At 75.9% G+C, this 17177-nt stretch carries 15 protein-coding genes; 11 read left to right on the forward strand and 4 right to left on the reverse strand.

Annotated elements, in window-relative coordinates; translation table 11 throughout:
* Window positions 1-49 precede the first annotated feature (49 nt).
* Window positions 50-2602 carry a phosphatidylglycerol lysyltransferase domain-containing protein gene (locus tag ACIOHG_RS20100; protein ID WP_400952340.1) on the forward strand — a complete coding sequence of 851 codons (2553 nt, stop codon included), beginning with the start codon at window positions 50-52 and terminating at the stop codon, window positions 2600-2602.
* A gap of 90 nt (window positions 2603-2692) precedes the next feature.
* Entirely contained in the window at window positions 2693-3313 is a 621-nt protein-coding gene (locus ACIOHG_RS20105; protein ID WP_400952343.1) for a class F sortase, read from the forward strand.
* 74 nt (window positions 3314-3387) lie between these two features.
* Here the strand turns inward: ACIOHG_RS20105 and ACIOHG_RS20110 are convergent, their stop codons facing one another.
* Window positions 3388-3834 carry an SsgA family sporulation/cell division regulator gene (locus ACIOHG_RS20110; RefSeq protein ID WP_400952345.1) on the reverse strand — a complete coding sequence of 149 codons (447 nt, stop codon included), beginning with the start codon at window positions 3832-3834 and terminating at the stop codon, window positions 3388-3390.
* Between the two features lie 393 nt (window positions 3835-4227).
* On the opposite strand from ACIOHG_RS20110, the gene ACIOHG_RS20115 reads away from it, so the two are divergent.
* The 5 genes from ACIOHG_RS20115 to ACIOHG_RS20135 all read left to right on the forward strand — a co-directional run bounded on the left by ACIOHG_RS20115 (window position 4228) and on the right by ACIOHG_RS20135 (window position 8886).
* Window positions 4228-6051 (forward strand): DEAD/DEAH box helicase, encoded by a 1824-nt coding sequence (locus tag ACIOHG_RS20115; protein WP_400952646.1) that lies wholly within the window; start codon window positions 4228-4230, stop codon window positions 6049-6051.
* Between the two features lie 188 nt (window positions 6052-6239).
* Window positions 6240-6476 carry a TM2 domain-containing protein gene (locus ACIOHG_RS20120; RefSeq protein ID WP_400952348.1) on the forward strand — a complete coding sequence of 79 codons (237 nt, stop codon included), beginning with the start codon at window positions 6240-6242 and terminating at the stop codon, window positions 6474-6476.
* A 100-nt stretch (window positions 6477-6576) separates the two neighbouring features.
* Entirely contained in the window at window positions 6577-6966 is a 390-nt protein-coding gene (locus tag ACIOHG_RS20125) for a DUF2752 domain-containing protein (protein ID WP_400952647.1), read from the forward strand.
* Window positions 6967-7329: 363 nt separating this feature from the next.
* On the forward strand, window positions 7330-7980 hold the full coding sequence (locus tag ACIOHG_RS20130) for an IclR family transcriptional regulator (protein ID WP_099899485.1): 651 nt from the start codon (window positions 7330-7332) through the stop codon (window positions 7978-7980).
* A gap of 99 nt (window positions 7981-8079) precedes the next feature.
* A complete protein-coding gene (locus tag ACIOHG_RS20135) occupies window positions 8080-8886 on the forward strand; it encodes a hypothetical protein (RefSeq protein ID WP_400952351.1) in 807 nt (268 codons plus the stop codon).
* An 84-nt stretch (window positions 8887-8970) separates the two neighbouring features.
* Here the strand turns inward: ACIOHG_RS20135 and ACIOHG_RS20140 are convergent, their stop codons facing one another.
* Together ACIOHG_RS20140 and ACIOHG_RS20145 are read right to left on the reverse strand one after the other, a co-directional pair.
* Window positions 8971-9453: an Lrp/AsnC family transcriptional regulator gene (locus ACIOHG_RS20140; protein WP_400952353.1), complete on the reverse strand. Its 483-nt coding sequence runs from the start codon at window positions 9451-9453 to the stop codon at window positions 8971-8973.
* Window positions 9454-9536: 83 nt separating this feature from the next.
* Window positions 9537-10082 carry a hypothetical protein gene (locus ACIOHG_RS20145; protein WP_400952356.1) on the reverse strand — a complete coding sequence of 182 codons (546 nt, stop codon included), beginning with the start codon at window positions 10080-10082 and terminating at the stop codon, window positions 9537-9539.
* A gap of 178 nt (window positions 10083-10260) precedes the next feature.
* On the opposite strand from ACIOHG_RS20145, the gene ACIOHG_RS20150 reads away from it, so the two are divergent.
* The 3 genes from ACIOHG_RS20150 to ACIOHG_RS20160 all read left to right on the forward strand — a co-directional run bounded on the left by ACIOHG_RS20150 (window position 10261) and on the right by ACIOHG_RS20160 (window position 14090).
* Window positions 10261-10965 carry a response regulator transcription factor gene (locus ACIOHG_RS20150; RefSeq protein ID WP_400952358.1) on the forward strand — a complete coding sequence of 235 codons (705 nt, stop codon included), beginning with the start codon at window positions 10261-10263 and terminating at the stop codon, window positions 10963-10965.
* 17 nt (window positions 10966-10982) lie between these two features.
* Complete coding sequence (locus ACIOHG_RS20155) at window positions 10983-12356, forward strand: sensor histidine kinase (RefSeq protein ID WP_400952649.1); 1374 nt, start codon at window positions 10983-10985, stop codon at window positions 12354-12356.
* A 324-nt stretch (window positions 12357-12680) separates the two neighbouring features.
* Entirely contained in the window at window positions 12681-14090 is a 1410-nt protein-coding gene (locus ACIOHG_RS20160; RefSeq protein ID WP_400952361.1) for a glycosyltransferase 87 family protein, read from the forward strand.
* A gap of 265 nt (window positions 14091-14355) precedes the next feature.
* Here ACIOHG_RS20160 and ACIOHG_RS20165 read toward each other — a convergent pair whose 3' ends face one another.
* A complete protein-coding gene (locus tag ACIOHG_RS20165; protein WP_014135973.1) occupies window positions 14356-14775 on the reverse strand; it encodes an SsgA family sporulation/cell division regulator in 420 nt (139 codons plus the stop codon).
* Between the two features lie 463 nt (window positions 14776-15238).
* On the opposite strand from ACIOHG_RS20165, the gene ACIOHG_RS20170 reads away from it, so the two are divergent.
* Complete coding sequence (locus ACIOHG_RS20170; protein WP_400952363.1) at window positions 15239-17110, forward strand: RDD family protein; 1872 nt, start codon at window positions 15239-15241, stop codon at window positions 17108-17110.
* Window positions 17111-17177: the final 67 nt, after the last annotated feature.

Below are 17177 nucleotides of genomic sequence, written 5' to 3' on the forward strand. Positions count from 1 at the left end.
ACCCGCTCCTCGCCCCGCCCGCCCCACGACACGGAGGTCGCACCCGCCCATGTGGCAGTCGCTGCTGGAGGCCTACCGGGACCGGATCGTCGAGACCGGGCGGGAACCGCTGTTCCTGCTGCTGCTCGGACTCGTGCTGTCCTTCCTGTTCATCCGGTTCAGCACCCGGATGATCCGCGCCCGGGTCCGCTGGTGGCCCGGCAACGTCACCCCCGGCGGACTGCACATCCACCACGTGGTGTTCGGCCAGGCCCTGCTGCTGATCTGCGGCGTCGCCGCGTTCGCGGTCCGCGGCGACGCCGGGGCCCGGTGGAACCTGCTCGGCTTCGGGTTCGGCGTCGGCGCGGGCCTGGTCCTCGACGAGTTCGCGCTGGTGCTGCACCTCAAGGACGTCTACTGGTCCACCGAGGGCCGCACCTCGGTGGACGCCGTGATGCTCGCCGTCGCCACGATCGGCCTGCTGCTGGTCGGCGAACTCCCGCTCGGCGGCTTCGTCCGGCACCCCGACGGGCCCACCCTGGCCGGCGCCGCCGTGCTGCTCGCGCTGGTCGTGGTCAGCCTGCTCAAGGGCAAGACCTGGACCGGACTGCTCGGCATCATGCTCTGGCCGCTCGCCCTGGTCGGCGCCGTCCGGCTGGCCCGCCCCGCCAGCCCCTGGGCCCGCTGGCGCTACCGCTCCCGGCCGCGCCGGATGGCCCGCGCCGAACGCCGCGAGGACCGCATCCACCGCCGCCTGGTCGCCGCCAAGACCGCCGCCTACGACCTGCTGGCCGGCAGCCCGGACGCCGACCCGGAACCCGCCCCGGAAACCGTCGGACAGCTCGCCGGACAGCCCGCCGAACGGCCCGTCGCGGAGCCCGCCGCGCCGCCGGTCGAGGCCGGGCCGCCCGCGCCCTGGCGGCTGCGCTGCGCCGCCCTCGCCCAGTGGTACCTGCGGATCGCCACCGTGCTCAACCTGCTCGGCGCGGCCTTCGCCCCCTTCCGCGCCCAGGTCGAACGGGTCGACCGCGGCGAGTACTTCACCCCCGTGCTGGTCACCGCCGGTTTCACCAGCGCCCTGCTGGCCGGGCTGCTCGCCGTGATGCTGCGCCGCCGCAAGCGCGCCGCCTGGATCACCGCCACCGCCCTGACGGTGCTGCACCTCGCGGTCTACGCCCTCGCGCTGTCCTTCCCCGAGTACCGGGCGCACCCGTTCAACTGGGTCTCCGCCGGGCTCACCCTGGCCCTGCTGCTCGCCCTCCGGTTCGGCCGGGCCGCGTTCCGGGTCCGCGGCGGCCGCGGCAACCTGCCGCTCGCCGCCGCCGTCCTGCTGCTCGGCGGCGCCCTGCTCACCGCGCTCGGCGCGCTCGCCGTCCGGACCGCCGGCGCCGCGCCGCGGCCCGGCTGGGGCGAGGCCGCGCGGTACGTGCTGCTGCGGCTGGTCACGCTCTCCGGCACGGTCGAGGTCCCCGGGGTGGACGTGCCGCGCTGGATCGACGTCGCCGCCAACCTGCTCGGCACCGCCCTGCTGCTGCTCGCCCTGCGCATCCTGCTGCGCTCGCCGCGGCACGCCGAGTGGCAGAGCCCGGAGGACGAACTGGCGCTGCGCCGGCTGCTGGCGCGGCACGGCGGCCGGGACTCGCTCGGCTACTTCGCGCTGCGCCGCGACAAGTCGGTGTGCTTCTCGCCCAGCGGCAAGGCCGCCGTCGCCTACCGGGTGGTCAACGGCGTGGCGCTGGCCTCCGGCGACCCGGTCGGCGACCCCGAAGCCTGGCCGCAGGCCGTCGAGGCGTGGCTGCGCGCGGCCCGCGGGCACGCCTGGATCCCCGCCGTCACCGGCGCCGGCGAGCGGGGCGCCACCGTGTACGCCCGGGTGGCCGGGCTGCGCGCCCTGCACCTGGGCGACGAGGCGGTGGTCGCGGTGCCCGGCTTCACCCTGGCGGGCCGCGAGATGCGCGGCCTGCGGCAGACCTGCCACCGGGTCGCCCGGGCCGGGTACACCGTGCTGGTCCGCCGTCACCGCGACATCCCCGCCGCGGAGTTCGCCGACCTGGTGCGGCTCGCCGACGCCTGGCGGCACGGCCGCACCGAGCGCGGCTTCTCGATGGCGCTGGGCCGGCTCGGCGACCCCGCCGACGGCGACTGCCTGATCGCCGAGTGCCGGGACGCCGCCGGGCGGACCGCCGCCCTGCTGTCCTTCGTCCCGTGGGGCGACGACGGCCTCTCGCTCGACCTGATGCGGCGCGACCGGGAGTCCGACAACGGGCTGGTCGAGTACACCGTCGCCGGACTGCTGGAGCGCGCCGGGGAGTTCGGGGCGGTCCGGGTGTCGCTGAACTTCGCCATGTTCCGCGAGGTGTTCGAGGAGCGGCTGGGCGCCGGGCCGGTGCTGCGGCTGTGGCGCGGCGTGCTGCGCTTCCTGTCCCGCTGGTGGCAGCTGGAGTCGCTGTACCGGGCCAACGCCCGCTACCGGCCCGCCTGGGTGCCCCGCTACGTGCTGTACGAGAAGGCCTCCGAACTGCCCGCGATCGGCCTGGCCAACGCCCTCGCCGAGGGCTACCTGACCCGCCCCCGGCTGCGCCGCGGCCGCCCCGCGCCGCCGCGCCCCGCCCCGGTGGGCTGACGGTCCGTCACCCGGACAGCGGCCAGCGCGTGCCGGGCCCCCGGCCGCCGCCTTGACTGGCGGGGTCGGCAGCGGCGGCGGGAGGGTGCGGTGGGCGAGCGGGCGTGGTCCGGGGCGGTGGCGGCGGCCGCGGCGATCCTGGTCGGGGCGGGGCTGCTGCACTCCGGACTCGACGGCGACCTGCCGCCCGCGCCGCTCGCCGCGCAGGCCTACGACGGGACGCCGGTCGGCCCCGCGGTGCCGCCGCTGCCGCCCTCCCCGCCGGTCCGGGTCCGGATCCCGGTGCTGGGCGTGGACGCGCCGGTGGCCCGGCTCGGCCTGGACGGCGAGGGCCGGCTCCGGCCGCCGCCGGAGGAGGACCGCAACCTGGCCGGCTGGTACGCCGACGGGACCGCGCCCGGCTCCGGCGGCGCCGCCGTGCTGGCCGGGCACGTCGACAACGCGCACGGCCCGGCGGTGTTCTACCGGCTGGGCGCGCTGCGCCGCGGCGACCAGCTGGAGGTCGCCCGGGCCGACGGGGCCCGCGCCTGGTTCCAGGTGGACGGCGTGGAGGTCTACCCGAAGGCCGAGTTCCCCGACGCCAAGGTCTACGCGGCCACCCCGGACGCCCAGCTCCGGCTGATCACCTGCGGCGGCGGCTACAGCCGGGACGGCGGCTGGGACGGCAACGTGGTGGTCTACGCCCACCTGGTGCGCACCGCGGCCGCCTGAGCCCGGCACCCCCGCCCGGCAGCGGGTCGGGCCGGCCGCCCGGGGGCGGGTCGGGCCAGCAGCTCGGCGGCGGGTCAGGCCAGCAACTCGGCCAGCGCCCGGTCGTAGTCCAGCCCGGCCAGCTCCTGCCCGGCCGGGACGGCCAGGTAGCTGCTCCACAGGAAGCGGCGCAGCTCGGCCCGGTCGAACCGGAGCAGCGCGACGCCGTCGGGGGAGCGCAGCTCGACCAGGGTCCGCAGCCCGTGGGTGGGCCGCAGGTGCACGTCCCCCTCGCCGCTGGGGACGTCCAGGCCGTCGGCCAGCAGCTGGCGGGCGAACACCCACTCGATCTCGGGCTCGGCGGAGACCACCTGCTCGTCGGCGGCCCCGTCCACGGCGTACTCGGCGGGGAAGAGCATCCGGACCGCCAGCGGGTCGTCGGAGCGGTAGCGCAGCGTCACGCGGAGCCCGGCGGAGAGCTGGGTGCTGACGATCAGTCGGGCGTTCGTGGTCTGCTCGACCTGCACGGGCGCTGCGAACACGGGGAGACCTTCCGTAGGGGCGGTACTGGTACGGGGGTGACCGGGGTCGCCTCCTGGGGAGGGAGAGTCCGAGGCGGGCCGGCTCTTACCGCCCTCGCCCGGATTCGCGGCGTGATCCGCGTCACACCCGAACGGCCGTCCGGGGACGCCGGGGCGCCCGCCGACGCGCCGTCCGACCGGCCCCCGGGCGTGCTGCGGGGTCGGTCCGGGGTGCCGCCGGGAGGGGCGGGGCCGGAGCGGCGGGGGCGTGCCGCGCCCGCCGTCCGGGGGCGGGGAGGGGCTAGGCTGGGCAGGTTCCACGACCGCCCGCAGACCGCGGGGACGGGGCCTTGCACAGGCCCTGACCTGCGACGACCCCGTTCGGAGACCGTGACTACCGCCGCCTCCTCCTCGATGGCCCCGCTGTTCTCGCACGCCGACAGCACTCACCCCCGCCCGAGCGGCACCTCCGCCGCCGCGCACCTCTCCCCGGCCTTCCCCGGCCGGGCCCCCTGGGGCACCGCCGCCAGCCTGCGGGCCTGGCAGCAGGGGGCGCTGGACCTGTACATCGAGAAGCAGCCCCGGGACTTCCTGGCGGTCGCCACCCCGGGCGCCGGAAAGACCACCTTCGCCCTGACCCTGGCCTCCTACCTGCTGCACAACCACCTGGTGCAGCAGGTCACCGTGGTCGCGCCGACCGAGCACCTGAAGAAGCAGTGGGCGGAGGCCGCCGCCCGGATAGGGATCCGGCTCGACCCGGCGTACTCCTCGGGCCCGCTGTCCAAGGACTACCAGGGCATCGTGGTCACGTACGCGGGCGTCGGGGTCAACCCGATGCTGCACCGGAACCGGACCGAGGCCCGCAAGACGCTGGTGATCATGGACGAGATCCACCACGCCGGCGACTCCAAGTCCTGGGGCGAGGCCTGCTCCGAGGCGTTCGAACCGGCCACCCGCCGGCTCGCCCTCACCGGTACGCCGTTCCGCTCCGACACCAACCCGATCCCGTTCGTCCAGTACGAGGCCGGGAGCGACGGCATCCGCAAGTCGGTCGCCGACTACACCTACGGCTACGGGCACGCGCTCGCCGACCACGTGGTCCGCCCGGTGATCTTCCTCAGCTACTCCGGCAACATGCGCTGGCGCACCAAGGCCGGCGACGAACTGGAGGCCCGGCTCGGCGAGCCGATGACCAAGGACCTGATCGCCCAGGCCTGGCGCACCGCGCTCGCCCCGCAGGGCGAGTGGATCCCGGCCGTGCTGCAGGCCGCCGACCGGCGGCTGACCGAGGTCCGCAAGGGCATCCCGGACGCCGGCGGCCTGGTGATCGCCACCGACCAGACGGTGGCCCGCGCCTACGCCAAGCTGCTGCGCGAGATCACCGGCGAGAAGGTCACCCTGGTGCTCTCCGACGAGGCCGAGGCCTCGCAGCGGATCTCCGACTACGCCGAGGGCACCTCGCGCTGGATGGTCGCGGTCCGGATGGTGTCCGAGGGCGTCGACGTGCCCCGGCTGTGCGTCGGCGTGTACGCCACCTCGATCTCCACCCCGCTGTTCTTCGCCCAGGCCGTCGGCCGCTTCGTGCGCGCCCGCAAGCGCGGCGAGACCGCCTCGGTGTTCCTGCCGACCATCCCGATGCTGCTCGGCTTCGCCAACGAGATGGAGCTGCAGCGCGACCACGTCCTGGACCGCCCCAAGAAGGAGGGCGAGGGCCTGTTCGACGAGGAGGACCGGCTGCTCGCCGAGGCCGAGCGGGCCAACGACGGGGCGGACACCGGCACCGAGGAGTTCTCCTACGAGGCGCTGGGCAGCGAGGCGGTCTTCGACCGGGTGCTGTACAACGCCATGGAGTTCGGCATGCAGGCGCACCCGGGCAGCGAGGAGGAGGAGGACTACCTCGGCATCCCGGGCCTGCTCGAACCCGACCAGGTGCAGATGCTGCTGCAGAAACGTCAGCACCGGCAGATCCAGCGCTCCAAGGCCAGGCCCGCCGAGGAGGCCGACCTGCTCGAACTCCCCGCCGAAGAGCGCCCGGTGGTCACCCACCAGGAGCTGCGCGAGCTGCGCAAGGAACTGAACGCGCTGGTCGCCGCCTGGCACCACCGCACCGAGCAGCCGCACGGCAGCATCCACAACGAACTCCGCCGCCAGTGCGGCGGCCCGCTCACCGCCCAGGCCACCGCGAACCAGCTGAAGGCCCGGATCGTCCGCATCCGCGAGTGGGCCGCGAAGAGCTGACGAATCGTCAGTAGCTTTTCCCAAGACTTGGCAAAGAAAGTGTGTGGGCGGGCGGTCTGAAGATCCGCTAATCTTCCGCATGCCGGTGCTGGGGGGACCAACACGCTTGGTGCGCCCCGGCATGCGGTAGACCCGCCGATGCCGTCCCGTCCGACGCTCCGGCCCCGCATCCGAAAGAGGAGCCCACCGTGGCGTACCCCAACCAGGCCCCCCAGCAGTCCGACAAGTCGAAGGTCGTCGCCGGCCTGCTGCAGATCTTCCTCGGCGGCTTCGGCGCCGGCCGCTTCTACACCGGCCACACCGGCATGGCGCTCGCCCAGCTGTTCACCTGCGGTGGTCTCGGCGTCTGGGCCCTGATCGACGGCATCATCTTCCTGGTCAGCGACACCCGCACCGACGCCCAGGGCCGTGTCCTCAGCTCCTGAGGTGCGCCCCGAACCGGACGGCCGGCCCTCCCGCCCCGCGGACATCCGCGGCGGGGGCGCCGGCCGTCGGCCTTTTCCGGTCGGCCCGCTCCCGGCCCGCCTGCTTCCGGCCTTCCTGCGGCACCCCGCCGCCAACCCGCTCGGCCTGCTCGCCGCCGGCGCGGCCGGGGCGGCCTACCTGTGGACCCGGAACCCGCACCTGCCCGGGCAGGCTCTGCCGTTCTGCCCCTGGCGCCGCCTGACCGGCCTGCAGTGCCCCGGCTGCGGCGGCACCCGGATGGCCTACGACCTGCTGCACGGCGACCTGGCCGCGGCCTGGCACGACAACGCCGCCCTGCTGCTGGCCCTCCCGTTCGTCGCCCTCTGGTTCGCCGTCCGGCTCCGACACGGCCTGGCCGGGCGGCACTGGCGCCTGCGGCTGGGGCCGCGTGCGGTGGCGGCGCTGCTGGTGGCCGCCGGGCTCTGGACGATCGGCCGCAACCTGGTCTGATCCCGCCGGGTGCCGACCGGCGCCGGGCGGTGCTGTCCGGGTAGCGGTCAAATATCGAACACCCGTGCGGCGAGGGAGCGGATTATGGGCGGCTTATCCGTTTTTTAGTCACGACTTTTCATCGATGCTGACCGAATTTTGGACAAACACTTCCGCAGCGCACCCCTGGTTCATTAGCGTCTCCCCACACTCACCGGGCCCCACCCCTCGGCCCGGGCGAGTGCCGCGGAGCCTGCGCCGAGCCGACGTCGTCGAGGCCGGACTCCCGCGCCGGCCACCCCTTCCCGTGCGCGATCAATTCCGGTGCGGCCCACGGCAGTTGTGTCGTAGGGTCGGACTCGCCGCGGAAAGGACCTGGCGCCCGTGACTGCTGAGACATCCCAGACCCTGGACAGAGGTGTCCGGGTACTGAAACTCCTGGCCGACTCCGAGCGCGGCCTGACGGTGACCGAGCTGGCCGCCCGGCTGGCCGTCAACCGCACCGTGGTCTACCGCCTGCTGGCCACCCTGGAGCAGCACGGCCTGGTCCGCCGCGACATCGGCGGCCGCGCCCGGGTCGGCCTCGGCGTGCTGCGCCTGGCCCACCGGGTCCACCCGCTGCTGCGCGAGGCCGCGCTGCCCGCGCTCCGCTCGCTCGCCGAGGACCTCGGCGCCACCGCCCACCTCACCCTGGTCGACGGCAACGAGGCGCTCGCCGTCGCCGTGGTCGAACCGACCTGGACCGACTTCCACGTCGCCTACCGCACCGGCCTGCGCCACCCGCTCACCGAGAGCGCGGCCGGCCGGGCCATCCTGGAGGCCCGCAGCTTCCCCGGCCAGCGCCGCCCCGAGCAGGGCTTCGTGATCACCCGGGCCGAGGAGCAGTCCGGCGCCAGCGGCGCCGCCGCCGCGCTGATCGGCCTGAGCGGCATCGAGGGCAGCGTCGGCGTGGTGATGCTCAACGGCCTGGTGCCCGAACGGGTCGGTCCGCGGGTGGTGGAGGCCGCCACCGAGGTCGCCGACGCGCTGCGCTGAACCCCCGCCGCGCGGCCGGACGGCCGTGATCCGCCGTGAGTCCGCCGTGATCCGCGCGGCCGTCCCTGCCGGGCCCCGCGGTGTGTTTGGATGCGGGGTGTGGCTTCCCAGACCCCGTCCTCGGTCCTGACCTCGACCCGCGCCCGCGTCCTCGGCCTGTGCGCGCTGCCGCTGGTCGCGCTGTTCGCGGTGGCCGCGGCCGTACCGCTGCCGTTCACCCTGGAGACCCCCGGCGACACCGCCGACGTGCTCGGCGCCTACAAGGGCCGCCGGGTGATCACCGTCACGGGAGCCCAGCAGCGCGCCACCTCCGGGCAGCTGCGGCTGGTCACGATCAACGCCACCCCGCCCGAGCAGCGCAACAGCCTCTGGGACGCGCTCGACGCCTGGGTCGACCGCAAGCAGGCCGTGGTCCCCACCGACGAGGTCTACCCGCAGTCCGACCCCAAGCAGGCCAACAAGGTGACGCAGCAGCAGATGACGCAGTCCCAGGACAGCGCCACCCTGGCCGCGCTCGGCTACCTGCACCTCTCGCCGGACCAGGTGAAGGTCACCATCGACCTCGGGGACATCGGCGGCCCCAGCGGCGGCCAGATGCTGGCGCTCGGGATCGTCGACAAGCTGGCCGGCGACGGCCGCGGCGGTGAGCTCACCGGCGGGAAGACCGTGGCCGGCACCGGCACCGTCTCCGCCGACGGGCGGATCGGCGAGGTCGGCGGCGTCCCGCTGAAGACCCAGGCCGCCGCCCGGGACGGCGCCACGGTGTTCCTGCTGCCGCGCAGCGAGTGCACCCAGGGCAAGGTCAACACCCCCGCGGGCCTGCGCCTGGTGCCCGTCGACACCCTCGCCGACTCGATCGCCGCACTCCAGGCGCTGAACTCCGGCGGCGCCGTCCCGCACTGCTGACAGGACGTCACAACCGACGGCACGTCATCACCGACGGCGCGTCACCGCCGATGGCACGTCAGCACCGCTCACCGGGGCGCCGGTTCAGCCGCCCGCCGCCTGCTCGACCAGCGGCAGCACCCGGTACGGCACCGGGTTCTCCAGCGCGATCGCGGTCGACGCCCGGACGATCCCGTCGAAGCCCACCACCCGGTCGATCACCCGCTGCAGGTCCGCGTTCGACCGGGCCACGATCCGCACCAGCATGTCGCCGTGCCCGGTGATGGTGTGCAGCTCCAGCACCTCCGGCACCGCCGCCAGGTGCGCCCGGACGTCCGCGCCCTGCCCCTGCGAGATCTCCAGGGTGGCGAACGCCGTCACCGGGTACCCCAGCGCCGCCGGGTCGACCTGCGGGCCGAAGCCGCCGATCACCCCGCGCGCCTGCAGCCGGTCCAGTCGGGCCTGCACCGTGCCGCGGGCCACCTGCAGGCGGCGCGAGCACTCCAGCACGCCGATCCGCGGCTCCTCGGCGAGCAGCCGGATCAGCTTTCCGTCCAGCGCGTCGATGGCGTCGGGCTGCGGGGGCACGGGGCGGCTCCAGGGGTGCTGCGGGCGGTCGGGCGTCGACCGACATTGTGCGGCCGCCGCGCCCGGACCGGCAGCCCGGACCGTCAGCCCGGATCGGTCTGCACCACCGGCCGGCCGGTGTTCCAGGTCACCCAGACCTGCGAGGCGCGGTCGTCCCGGGAGAAGACGATCCGCATCCACTGGTCCTCCTGCCAGGTCTGCACCGTCCAGCCGACCTCGGGCGTCGCCGAGACCAGCCGGGCCTCGGTCGGCAGCAGGTCCAGCGCCACCCGGCCGCCCGGCAGCAGGTAGCTCTGCACCGTGCCGCTCGACGGCGAGGGCTTCTTCGACACCGCGGCGGTGGACGGCACCGGCCGGGTCGGCGCGCCCGCGCCCGCCCCCGGCGCCGGGTCCGGACTCGGGCTCGGCACCGCCGCGGCGGTCGACGGCGGCGGACCCTCGGCCGGGGGAGCGGTCGGGGGAGCGGTCGGCGGCACCGTCCGCGAGGAGGCCGCCGAGGGCAGGGCCGCCACCGTCGGCTGCTCGAACACCGTCGCGGCGAGCACCGCGTGCACGCCCAGCCAGGACAGCGCCACCGCCGCTCCGGTGGCCGCCGTCCAGGCACCCAGTTGAACCAGTCCGCTCCGCATCGCGGCCATCCTGCCGTACGAAGGTCACGGGCAGGTCGAGCGGCCCGGTCGATCCGCGGGAACCTTGTGGGAGTCTGAACCGGCCGTCCGCGAACCCTCCTCCCACTGCCCGCCGGAGGCCGCCGCGAACCCCCCGAGGTACAGACCATTTCGCCCCGATGCCGTACCGTGCAGCCCCATGGCAACAGTGCTCGTGGTCGAGGACGACCCCTTTGTACGTTCCGCCCTGATCCGCCATCTCGCCGACACCGGCCACGCCGTGCGCTCCGTGGGCACCGCCCTGGAGGCGCTGCGCGAAGTCGCCCAGGTCGGCTGCGACCTGGTGATCCTCGATCTGGGCCTGCCCGATCTGGACGGCAGCGAGGCGCTCAAGATGATCCGCGGACTGACCAACGTGCCCGTCATCGTCTCCACCGCGCGGGACGACGAGGCGGAGATCGTCCGGCTGCTGAACGACGGTGCGGACGACTACCTGGTGAAACCCTTCTCCGGCGACCACCTGACGGCCCGGATGGCCGCCGTCCTGCGCCGGCTCGGCGGCGGCGCCCTGACGGCCCCCCAGATCCTCCGGGTCGGCGGCCTCGCCATCGACCCGCAGCGCCGCGAGGCCCTGCTGGACGGGCAGCGCCTCGACCTCACCCGCCGCGAGTTCGACCTGCTGGCCTTCCTCGCCGCCCGCCCCGGCGTGGTCGTCCCGCGCAAGGAGATCCTGGCCGAGGTGTGGCGGCAGACCTACGGCGGCGACCAGACCATCGACGTCCACCTGTCCTGGCTGCGCCGCAAACTCGGCGAGACCGCCTCCAGCCCGCGCTACCTGCACACCGTGCGCGGCGTCGGCGTCCGCCTGGAGGCGCCCTCCGGACCCGGCGGGGGCACCCCGTGAAACGCGTCCTCCGCTCGCTGCGCTGGGCGATGGTCAAGGCCGCCATCGCCGGCACCGTCATGGTCGCGCTGGCCTTCCTCGTCCCGCTCGGCCTGGTCGTCCAGCAGACCGCCCGCGACCGGGTGCTCACCGCCTCCGAACGGCAGGCCGCCGCCCTCGGACCGGCCCTCGCCATCACCACCGACCGGGACGCCATCGACCGCGCCGCCGCCACCACCGAGGCCGGCGCCAAGGGCCGGCTCGCCGTCCACCTGCCCGACGGCGAGGTGGTCGGGAACACCCGGGTCGACCCCGACCAGCTCGACACCGCGGCCGGCCGCGGCCGGGCCGGCACCGTCAAGGCGCCCGGCGGCTACGCGCTGCTCCAACCCGTCGCCGTCGACCGGGGCGGCGTCGCCGTCGTCGAGGTCTACGTGCCCGACGCCGACCTCTCGCGCGGCGTCGGCACCGCTTGGCTGGTGCTCTCCGGCGTCGCGCTCGGCCTGGTGGCGATCTCGGTCGCGGTCGCCGACCGGATGGGCACCCGGATCATCCGCTCCGCCCGCCGGCTCGCCACCGCCGCCCGCTCGCTCGGCTCCGGCAACCTCACCGTCCGGGTCCCGGTCGAGGGCCGGGAGGCCGCCGGCGCGCCCGAAGAACTCCGGGAGGCCGCCTACGCGTTCAACGCCATGGCCGACCGGGTCGTGCACCTGCTCGCCGCCGAACGGGAACTCGCCGCCGACCTGTCGCACCGGCTGCGCACCCCCCTCACCGTGCTCCGGCTGAACGCCGCCGCGCTCGGCCGGGGCGACGCCGCCGACGCCACCCGGCACGCCGTCGCCCAACTGGAGCGCGAGGTCGACCAGATCATCCGCACCGCCCGCCGCGACCCGGTGGACGCCCCGCCGACCGTGCTCGGCTGCGACGCCGTCGAGGTGGTCCAGGACCGGGTCGCCTTCTGGTCCGCGCTCGCCGAGGACGAGGGCCGCCCCTGGCAGCTCACCGGCGACCGCGGGGCCGCCCCGGTGCCGGTCCAGCGCGGTGATCTGGCCGCCGCCGTCGACGCGCTGCTCGGCAACGTCTTCCGGCACACCGCCGTCGGCACCCCCTTCGCCGTCGACCTGGTGGCCGGCGAGGACGCGGTGACCGTCCGGGTCGGCGACGGCGGACCGGGCTTCGCCGACCCGGCCACCGCGATCCGCCGCGGCGCCGGACACGGCGGCGAGGGCTCCACCGGCCTCGGCCTGGACATCGCCCGCAAACTCGCCGAGGGCACCGGCGGCGACCTCGCCCTCGGCCGCTCCGCCGCCCTCGGCGGCGCCGAGATCACGCTGCGGCTCAACACCCGCACCGAGGTCGAACTGCCCCGGCAGCAACGCCGCCGGACCGGCCGGCTGATCCGCAAGGACTGACCGGCCGCATACCGGGGCCGACACCGGAGCTGTTACCGCGGGGGCGACAGCTCGGTGCCGCTCGGCCCTTCCGGGAGTCCTTCCGGGAGCCTTTCCGGGACCCTTAAACCCGCCCTAAGCGAAGCCCAACGTTTCCTCAGGGCGAACCGTCCGGTCCGGACGGACCACCGCGCCGGCCACCACCCCGGCGCGCGCAGCCGGGAGCCCGGCCCGCGACCCCCGGGAGGGAGAGCCCGGGGAGAGCGGGACCGGTGGCGCGATCCGGCCGTTCGGGTAGTGTCGACTGCTGGCCCAGCGCAGGTCGACGGCGGACGGAGCAACACAGTGACCACGGTGCAAGCGGAACGCGCCACACCCCCCGGCGGCGCCGGGCAGCCGCCCGTCCCCGGCTGGCGCCGCGCCCTCACCGCACCCGCCCGGCAGGCCACCGCGATCACCGACGCACTGCGCACCGCCCCCCGGCGGCCGCTGCTGCTGGCCGGCGGACTCGCCCTGCTGTCGCTGCTCGTCTACGCGGTCGTCCGGCACTACGTCCACACCTCGATGGTCGACATGATCGTCTACCGGGCCGAGGGCCGGGCCGTCGCCGACGGCAACGACCTGTACGCGATCCGGGTCACCCAGTGGAACCTGCCCGCCACCTACCCGCCGTTCGCCGCGATGCTGTTCGTGCCGACCACCTGGTTCGGCGTGCCGTTCCTGCGGATCGCCGTCACCCTCGCCAACCTGGCGCTGCTGGCCACCCTCGCCCACCTGTCCTTCAAGCTGGTCGGCTGGCCCCGCCGCGACCTGCGCCCGATCGGCGTCGTGCTGATCACCGGACTCGGCGTCTGGCTCGAACCCGTCTTCACCACGCTGCGCTACGGCCAGATCAACCTCGCGCTGGCCTGCCTGATCCTCTGGGACCTCACCCGCCCCGACTCCGCCCGCAGCAAGGGCGTCGCCATCGGCATCGCCGCCGGCATCAAGCTCACCCCCGGCCTGTTCGCCGTCTACCTGCTGCTCACCGGCCGGATCAGGGCCGCCATGGTGGCCGGTGCCACCTTCCTCGGCACCTTCCTGATCGGCGCGCTGGTCCTGCCCGACGCCACCCGCGGGTTCTGGACGACGTACATGTTCGACTCCAGCCGGGTCGGCAGCACCGTCATCGTCGACAACCAGTCCCTGCGCGGACTGGTCGCCCGGCTGATGCACACCGAGACCCCCGGCCTGCCCGCCACCGCGCTCGGCCTGCTGACCGCCGCCGCCGGACTCGCCGTCGCCGTCTGGGCGCACCGCAGCGCCCGCTGGTCCCCGCGCGCCGAGGCCTGGAGCGTCTGCGCCGCGCTGGTCACCGCCGTGCTGATCTCCCCGATCAGCTGGACCCACCACTGGGTCTGGTGCGTGCCCGTCCTGGTCCTGCTCGCCGCCGAGGCCGCCCACGAGCGCTCCCGCCCCGCCGCCGTCCGGCACCTGCGCTGGCGGACCGTCCTCGTGCTGACCCTGCTCGGCTTCCTGTCCTTCTCGATGTGGATCGTGCCGCACAAGGGCGACCTCGACCTCCACCTGCCCTTCCTGCACCAGTTCCCGGCCGGGATCTACCCGCTGATGGGCCTGTGCTTCCTGGCCGTCGCCGCGCTCCGGGTCCGCTCCCGCCGCCTGGCCGCCGGCGCCCCGCTGGTCCGCGTCCCCGCACCCCGGGCCACCGTCGACGGCACGGCCGACGGCGTCCAGAAGGCCCCCGCGGCCCGCTGACCACCCGGGCGCGCCGCCGCGCCCGCCGTCGTACCCGTCGTCACACCTGTCTTGCCTGCTCTGCCCGCCGTGTCTGCCGTGCCTGTCGTGCCTGCCGGATCCGGGTTCGCCCGGTGCTCCGGCCGGCCCGGGCGCCCCGACGGCGGGCGCTCCGGGGGCCGCCCCGGCGGCCTGGTCGGCGCCGCCGACAGCCGTGCGCCCGCGCCCGTGTTCCGGACCGCCCCGTGCCCCCGCCCGTTCCCGTGCCCCCGCCCAGCGGGGGCGCTCACGCCAGCAGCTCGGCGAGCGAACCGTCCAGGTCCATCGCCTCCAGCTCCGCGCCCGGCGGCACCAGCCGGTGCGCCCGCTCCAGCCAGGCCGCGACCGTCGGCAGCGGCGCCTCCAGCAGCGCGTCCCCCGCCGGCGAGCTCAGCGCCATGCACAGCACGCTGCGCCGCCCCGACCGGGTCGGCCAGATCCGCACGTCGCCCTGGCCGCACGGCCGGAACGTCCCCTCCACCAGCAGTTCCCGGGCGAACACCCAGGTCACCGGCGTCCCGCTGTCCAGGTGGAAGGTCACGTACACCGCGAACGGGTCGTGGCTGCCGTACGACAGCCGCGCCGCCACCGGGACGCTGCGCTCCGGCGACAGCACCAGGTTCAGCTCCAGCTCCTGCTCCACCACTCCGGTCGACTGACCCGCCATCGCACTCACCCTCTCCGCCTTCGCGGGGCCGCCCATCGGCCCCACGCCTGGAGAGAGGAGGCGCGCCGTGCACTCTTACACGGGTTCCCGAGAAAGTTTTTTCCCGGCGTCGCCCGGCGTTCCCCGGTGCTCCCCGGCGGCTCCCCGGCGGGTCGGCGCGCCCGGGGCCGAGGCCGTTCGACTTTCCGCAGAACCTTTTCCGCCCCGCCCCGGTTGTTCCGCAGAGGAGCACCGGACGGCGGCCCGGCCGACCGGTGATCGGCGCGGGAGACGACTGCCGCCCCTGCCGTACCACGGGACTCCGTCCGTTTCACGAGTTCCGCCGAACCCGGGGGAGGAAGCCGGTCGAGGTACTACCCTTTGTGACTGCCCGGCGACTCTCCGCCCGCTGCCTCCTCCCATGTCCGCACCCACGCACGTCCGGACAGCCGCCCGCCGCGGTGCCGGTACGAAGGAAGACGCCATGACGGACCGGCCCTCCACCGCAGGCCCGATGCTCGGCGCGACCGCGGCCGGGGACGCCGGAGCACCCGGCTACTACCCCGACCCCTCGGTGCCCGGCTTCGTCCGCTACTGGGCCGGCCACGCCTGGGTCCCCGGCACCAGCCGCTCCGCCCCCGCGCCGGGCGAGCACCTCGAACCCCCGCGCTTCGTCGCCCGCTACCTCAGCCCGCCGCCCTGGAACCTCCCGCCCGGCCTGTTTCCCGCCGCCCCCGCCCCCTCCCCGAGCGACACCGGCCTGGTCTACCTCGACGAGACCGGCGCGCAGGCCGTGTTCACCATGCCCGTGCACCCCGAGGACCAGGTCGCCCTCCCGGCCCAGCAGGTGCAGTCGGCTCCGCCGGGCGCACCGGTCGGGCAGGCGGCACCGGGCGACGGCGGCCAGTCCGGCGAGCTGGAGGTCCGGCCGCGCGGCGGGGTGGCGCCGCGGCGCCCCGTGGACCAGGCGCCCTGGGCGGTGGCCGGGAACGGGCTCAAGCCGGTCGCGGTCGAGTCCTGGGCCACCGCCGCCGCGCTGCACCTCGGCTCCGGCCTGCCCGAGGGCGCGGCCACCGCCCCGCGCGGCGGCCGTTCGACGGGCGGCGGCCCGGTCCGCGGCCCGGTCCACGAGGTGGACGCGGCGGTCCGCCCGCTGGAACTCCCCGGTCCGGTCGAGCCCGCGCCGGAGCCCCCCGCGCCGCCCGTGCCTTCGGTGCCGCGGGCGGCCCAGCCGCTCGGTGGCACGCCCTGGCACGGGGCCACCGCCGCGGAGGACGGCGGCGACGGCTCGGTCGGTCTGGCTGCCGGGCCCGCGGCGCTGTACGAGCCGGTCGGCGGCGCGACGGAGCGCCCGACCGCCGGGGCACCCGGTTTCGACCCCGGCCCCGAATCCGGGGCCGACCCCGGCTCCGGCTGGCGGGCGGACCCGCGGGAGCAGCGCGGCCTGATGGAGACCGGGGGCGCGCCGCGCTGGGTGTCCTGGGGGCTCGAACCGGAGGCCGGGGCTGTGCCCACGCCCGCTGTCGAGGTCGAGGTCGAGGACGGGTCGGCCGCCGCTCCGGCGGCCCCCGAAGTCCCCGAAGCCCCGGAGGAGCGCCCGGAGCCGGCGGCGGGGCGCGGCGCCACGGGTCGGGTGCGGGTGCCCCGTCCGGCGGTGGAGGCCCGGCCGGGGGCGGCTGCGGGCGGGCGGTCGCGGGGCGGGCCGGGGGAGCAGCGCCCGGCCCGCCCCGCGACGGCGGGACAGGCGTCGGTGGGGGGACAGACGCCGGCGGTGGCGGGGCAGGCGTCGGCCGGGCGGACCGGTGCGGCACCCGCCGCCCGGTCCGGGGCGCGGACCCGGAGGATGCCCGTCCCGGCGCCGCGGCCGGCGGGCGTCGGGGCCCGGGCGCTGGCGTGGCTGGTGGACGGTGCCGTGACGGCGGCGGTCGGCGCGGCCGTCGCGGTGCCGCTGGTGGGGGCGGCGGCGGAGCACGTCCGGCAGAAGGTCGACCGGGCCGAGCTGGCCGCCCGGGTGACGGGGCGTCAGCACCAGGTCTGGCTGCTGGACGGGGCGGTGCTGGGCCGGCTGGGCATCCTGCTGGGCGCGCTGCTGGTGTTCGGGCTGCTGTACCAGGTGCTGCCGATCGCCCGGACCGGCCAGACCTTCGGCAAGCGGCTGGCCCGGGTCCGGGTGGTCGCGGCGGGCGGCAGCCGTCCGCCCGGGTTCGGCCGCTCGCTGCTGCGCTGGCCGCTGCGCGGGCTGGGCACCCTGCTGTTGCTGCTGGGCCCGCTCGCGGCGCTGCTGGACCGGCCCGCGCGGCGCGGCTGGCACGACCGGCTGGCCCGGACCAGGGTGGTCAGGGCCGAGCGCGGCTGAGCCGAGGGTCCGTCAGGGCGCCGTCGGCGCCCCGCACGCACCCGAAAATCCGCAAAACGGACAGAAA

Source organism: Kitasatospora sp. NPDC088134 (assembly GCF_044741705.1).
Classification (GTDB): domain Bacteria; phylum Actinomycetota; class Actinomycetes; order Streptomycetales; family Streptomycetaceae; genus Kitasatospora.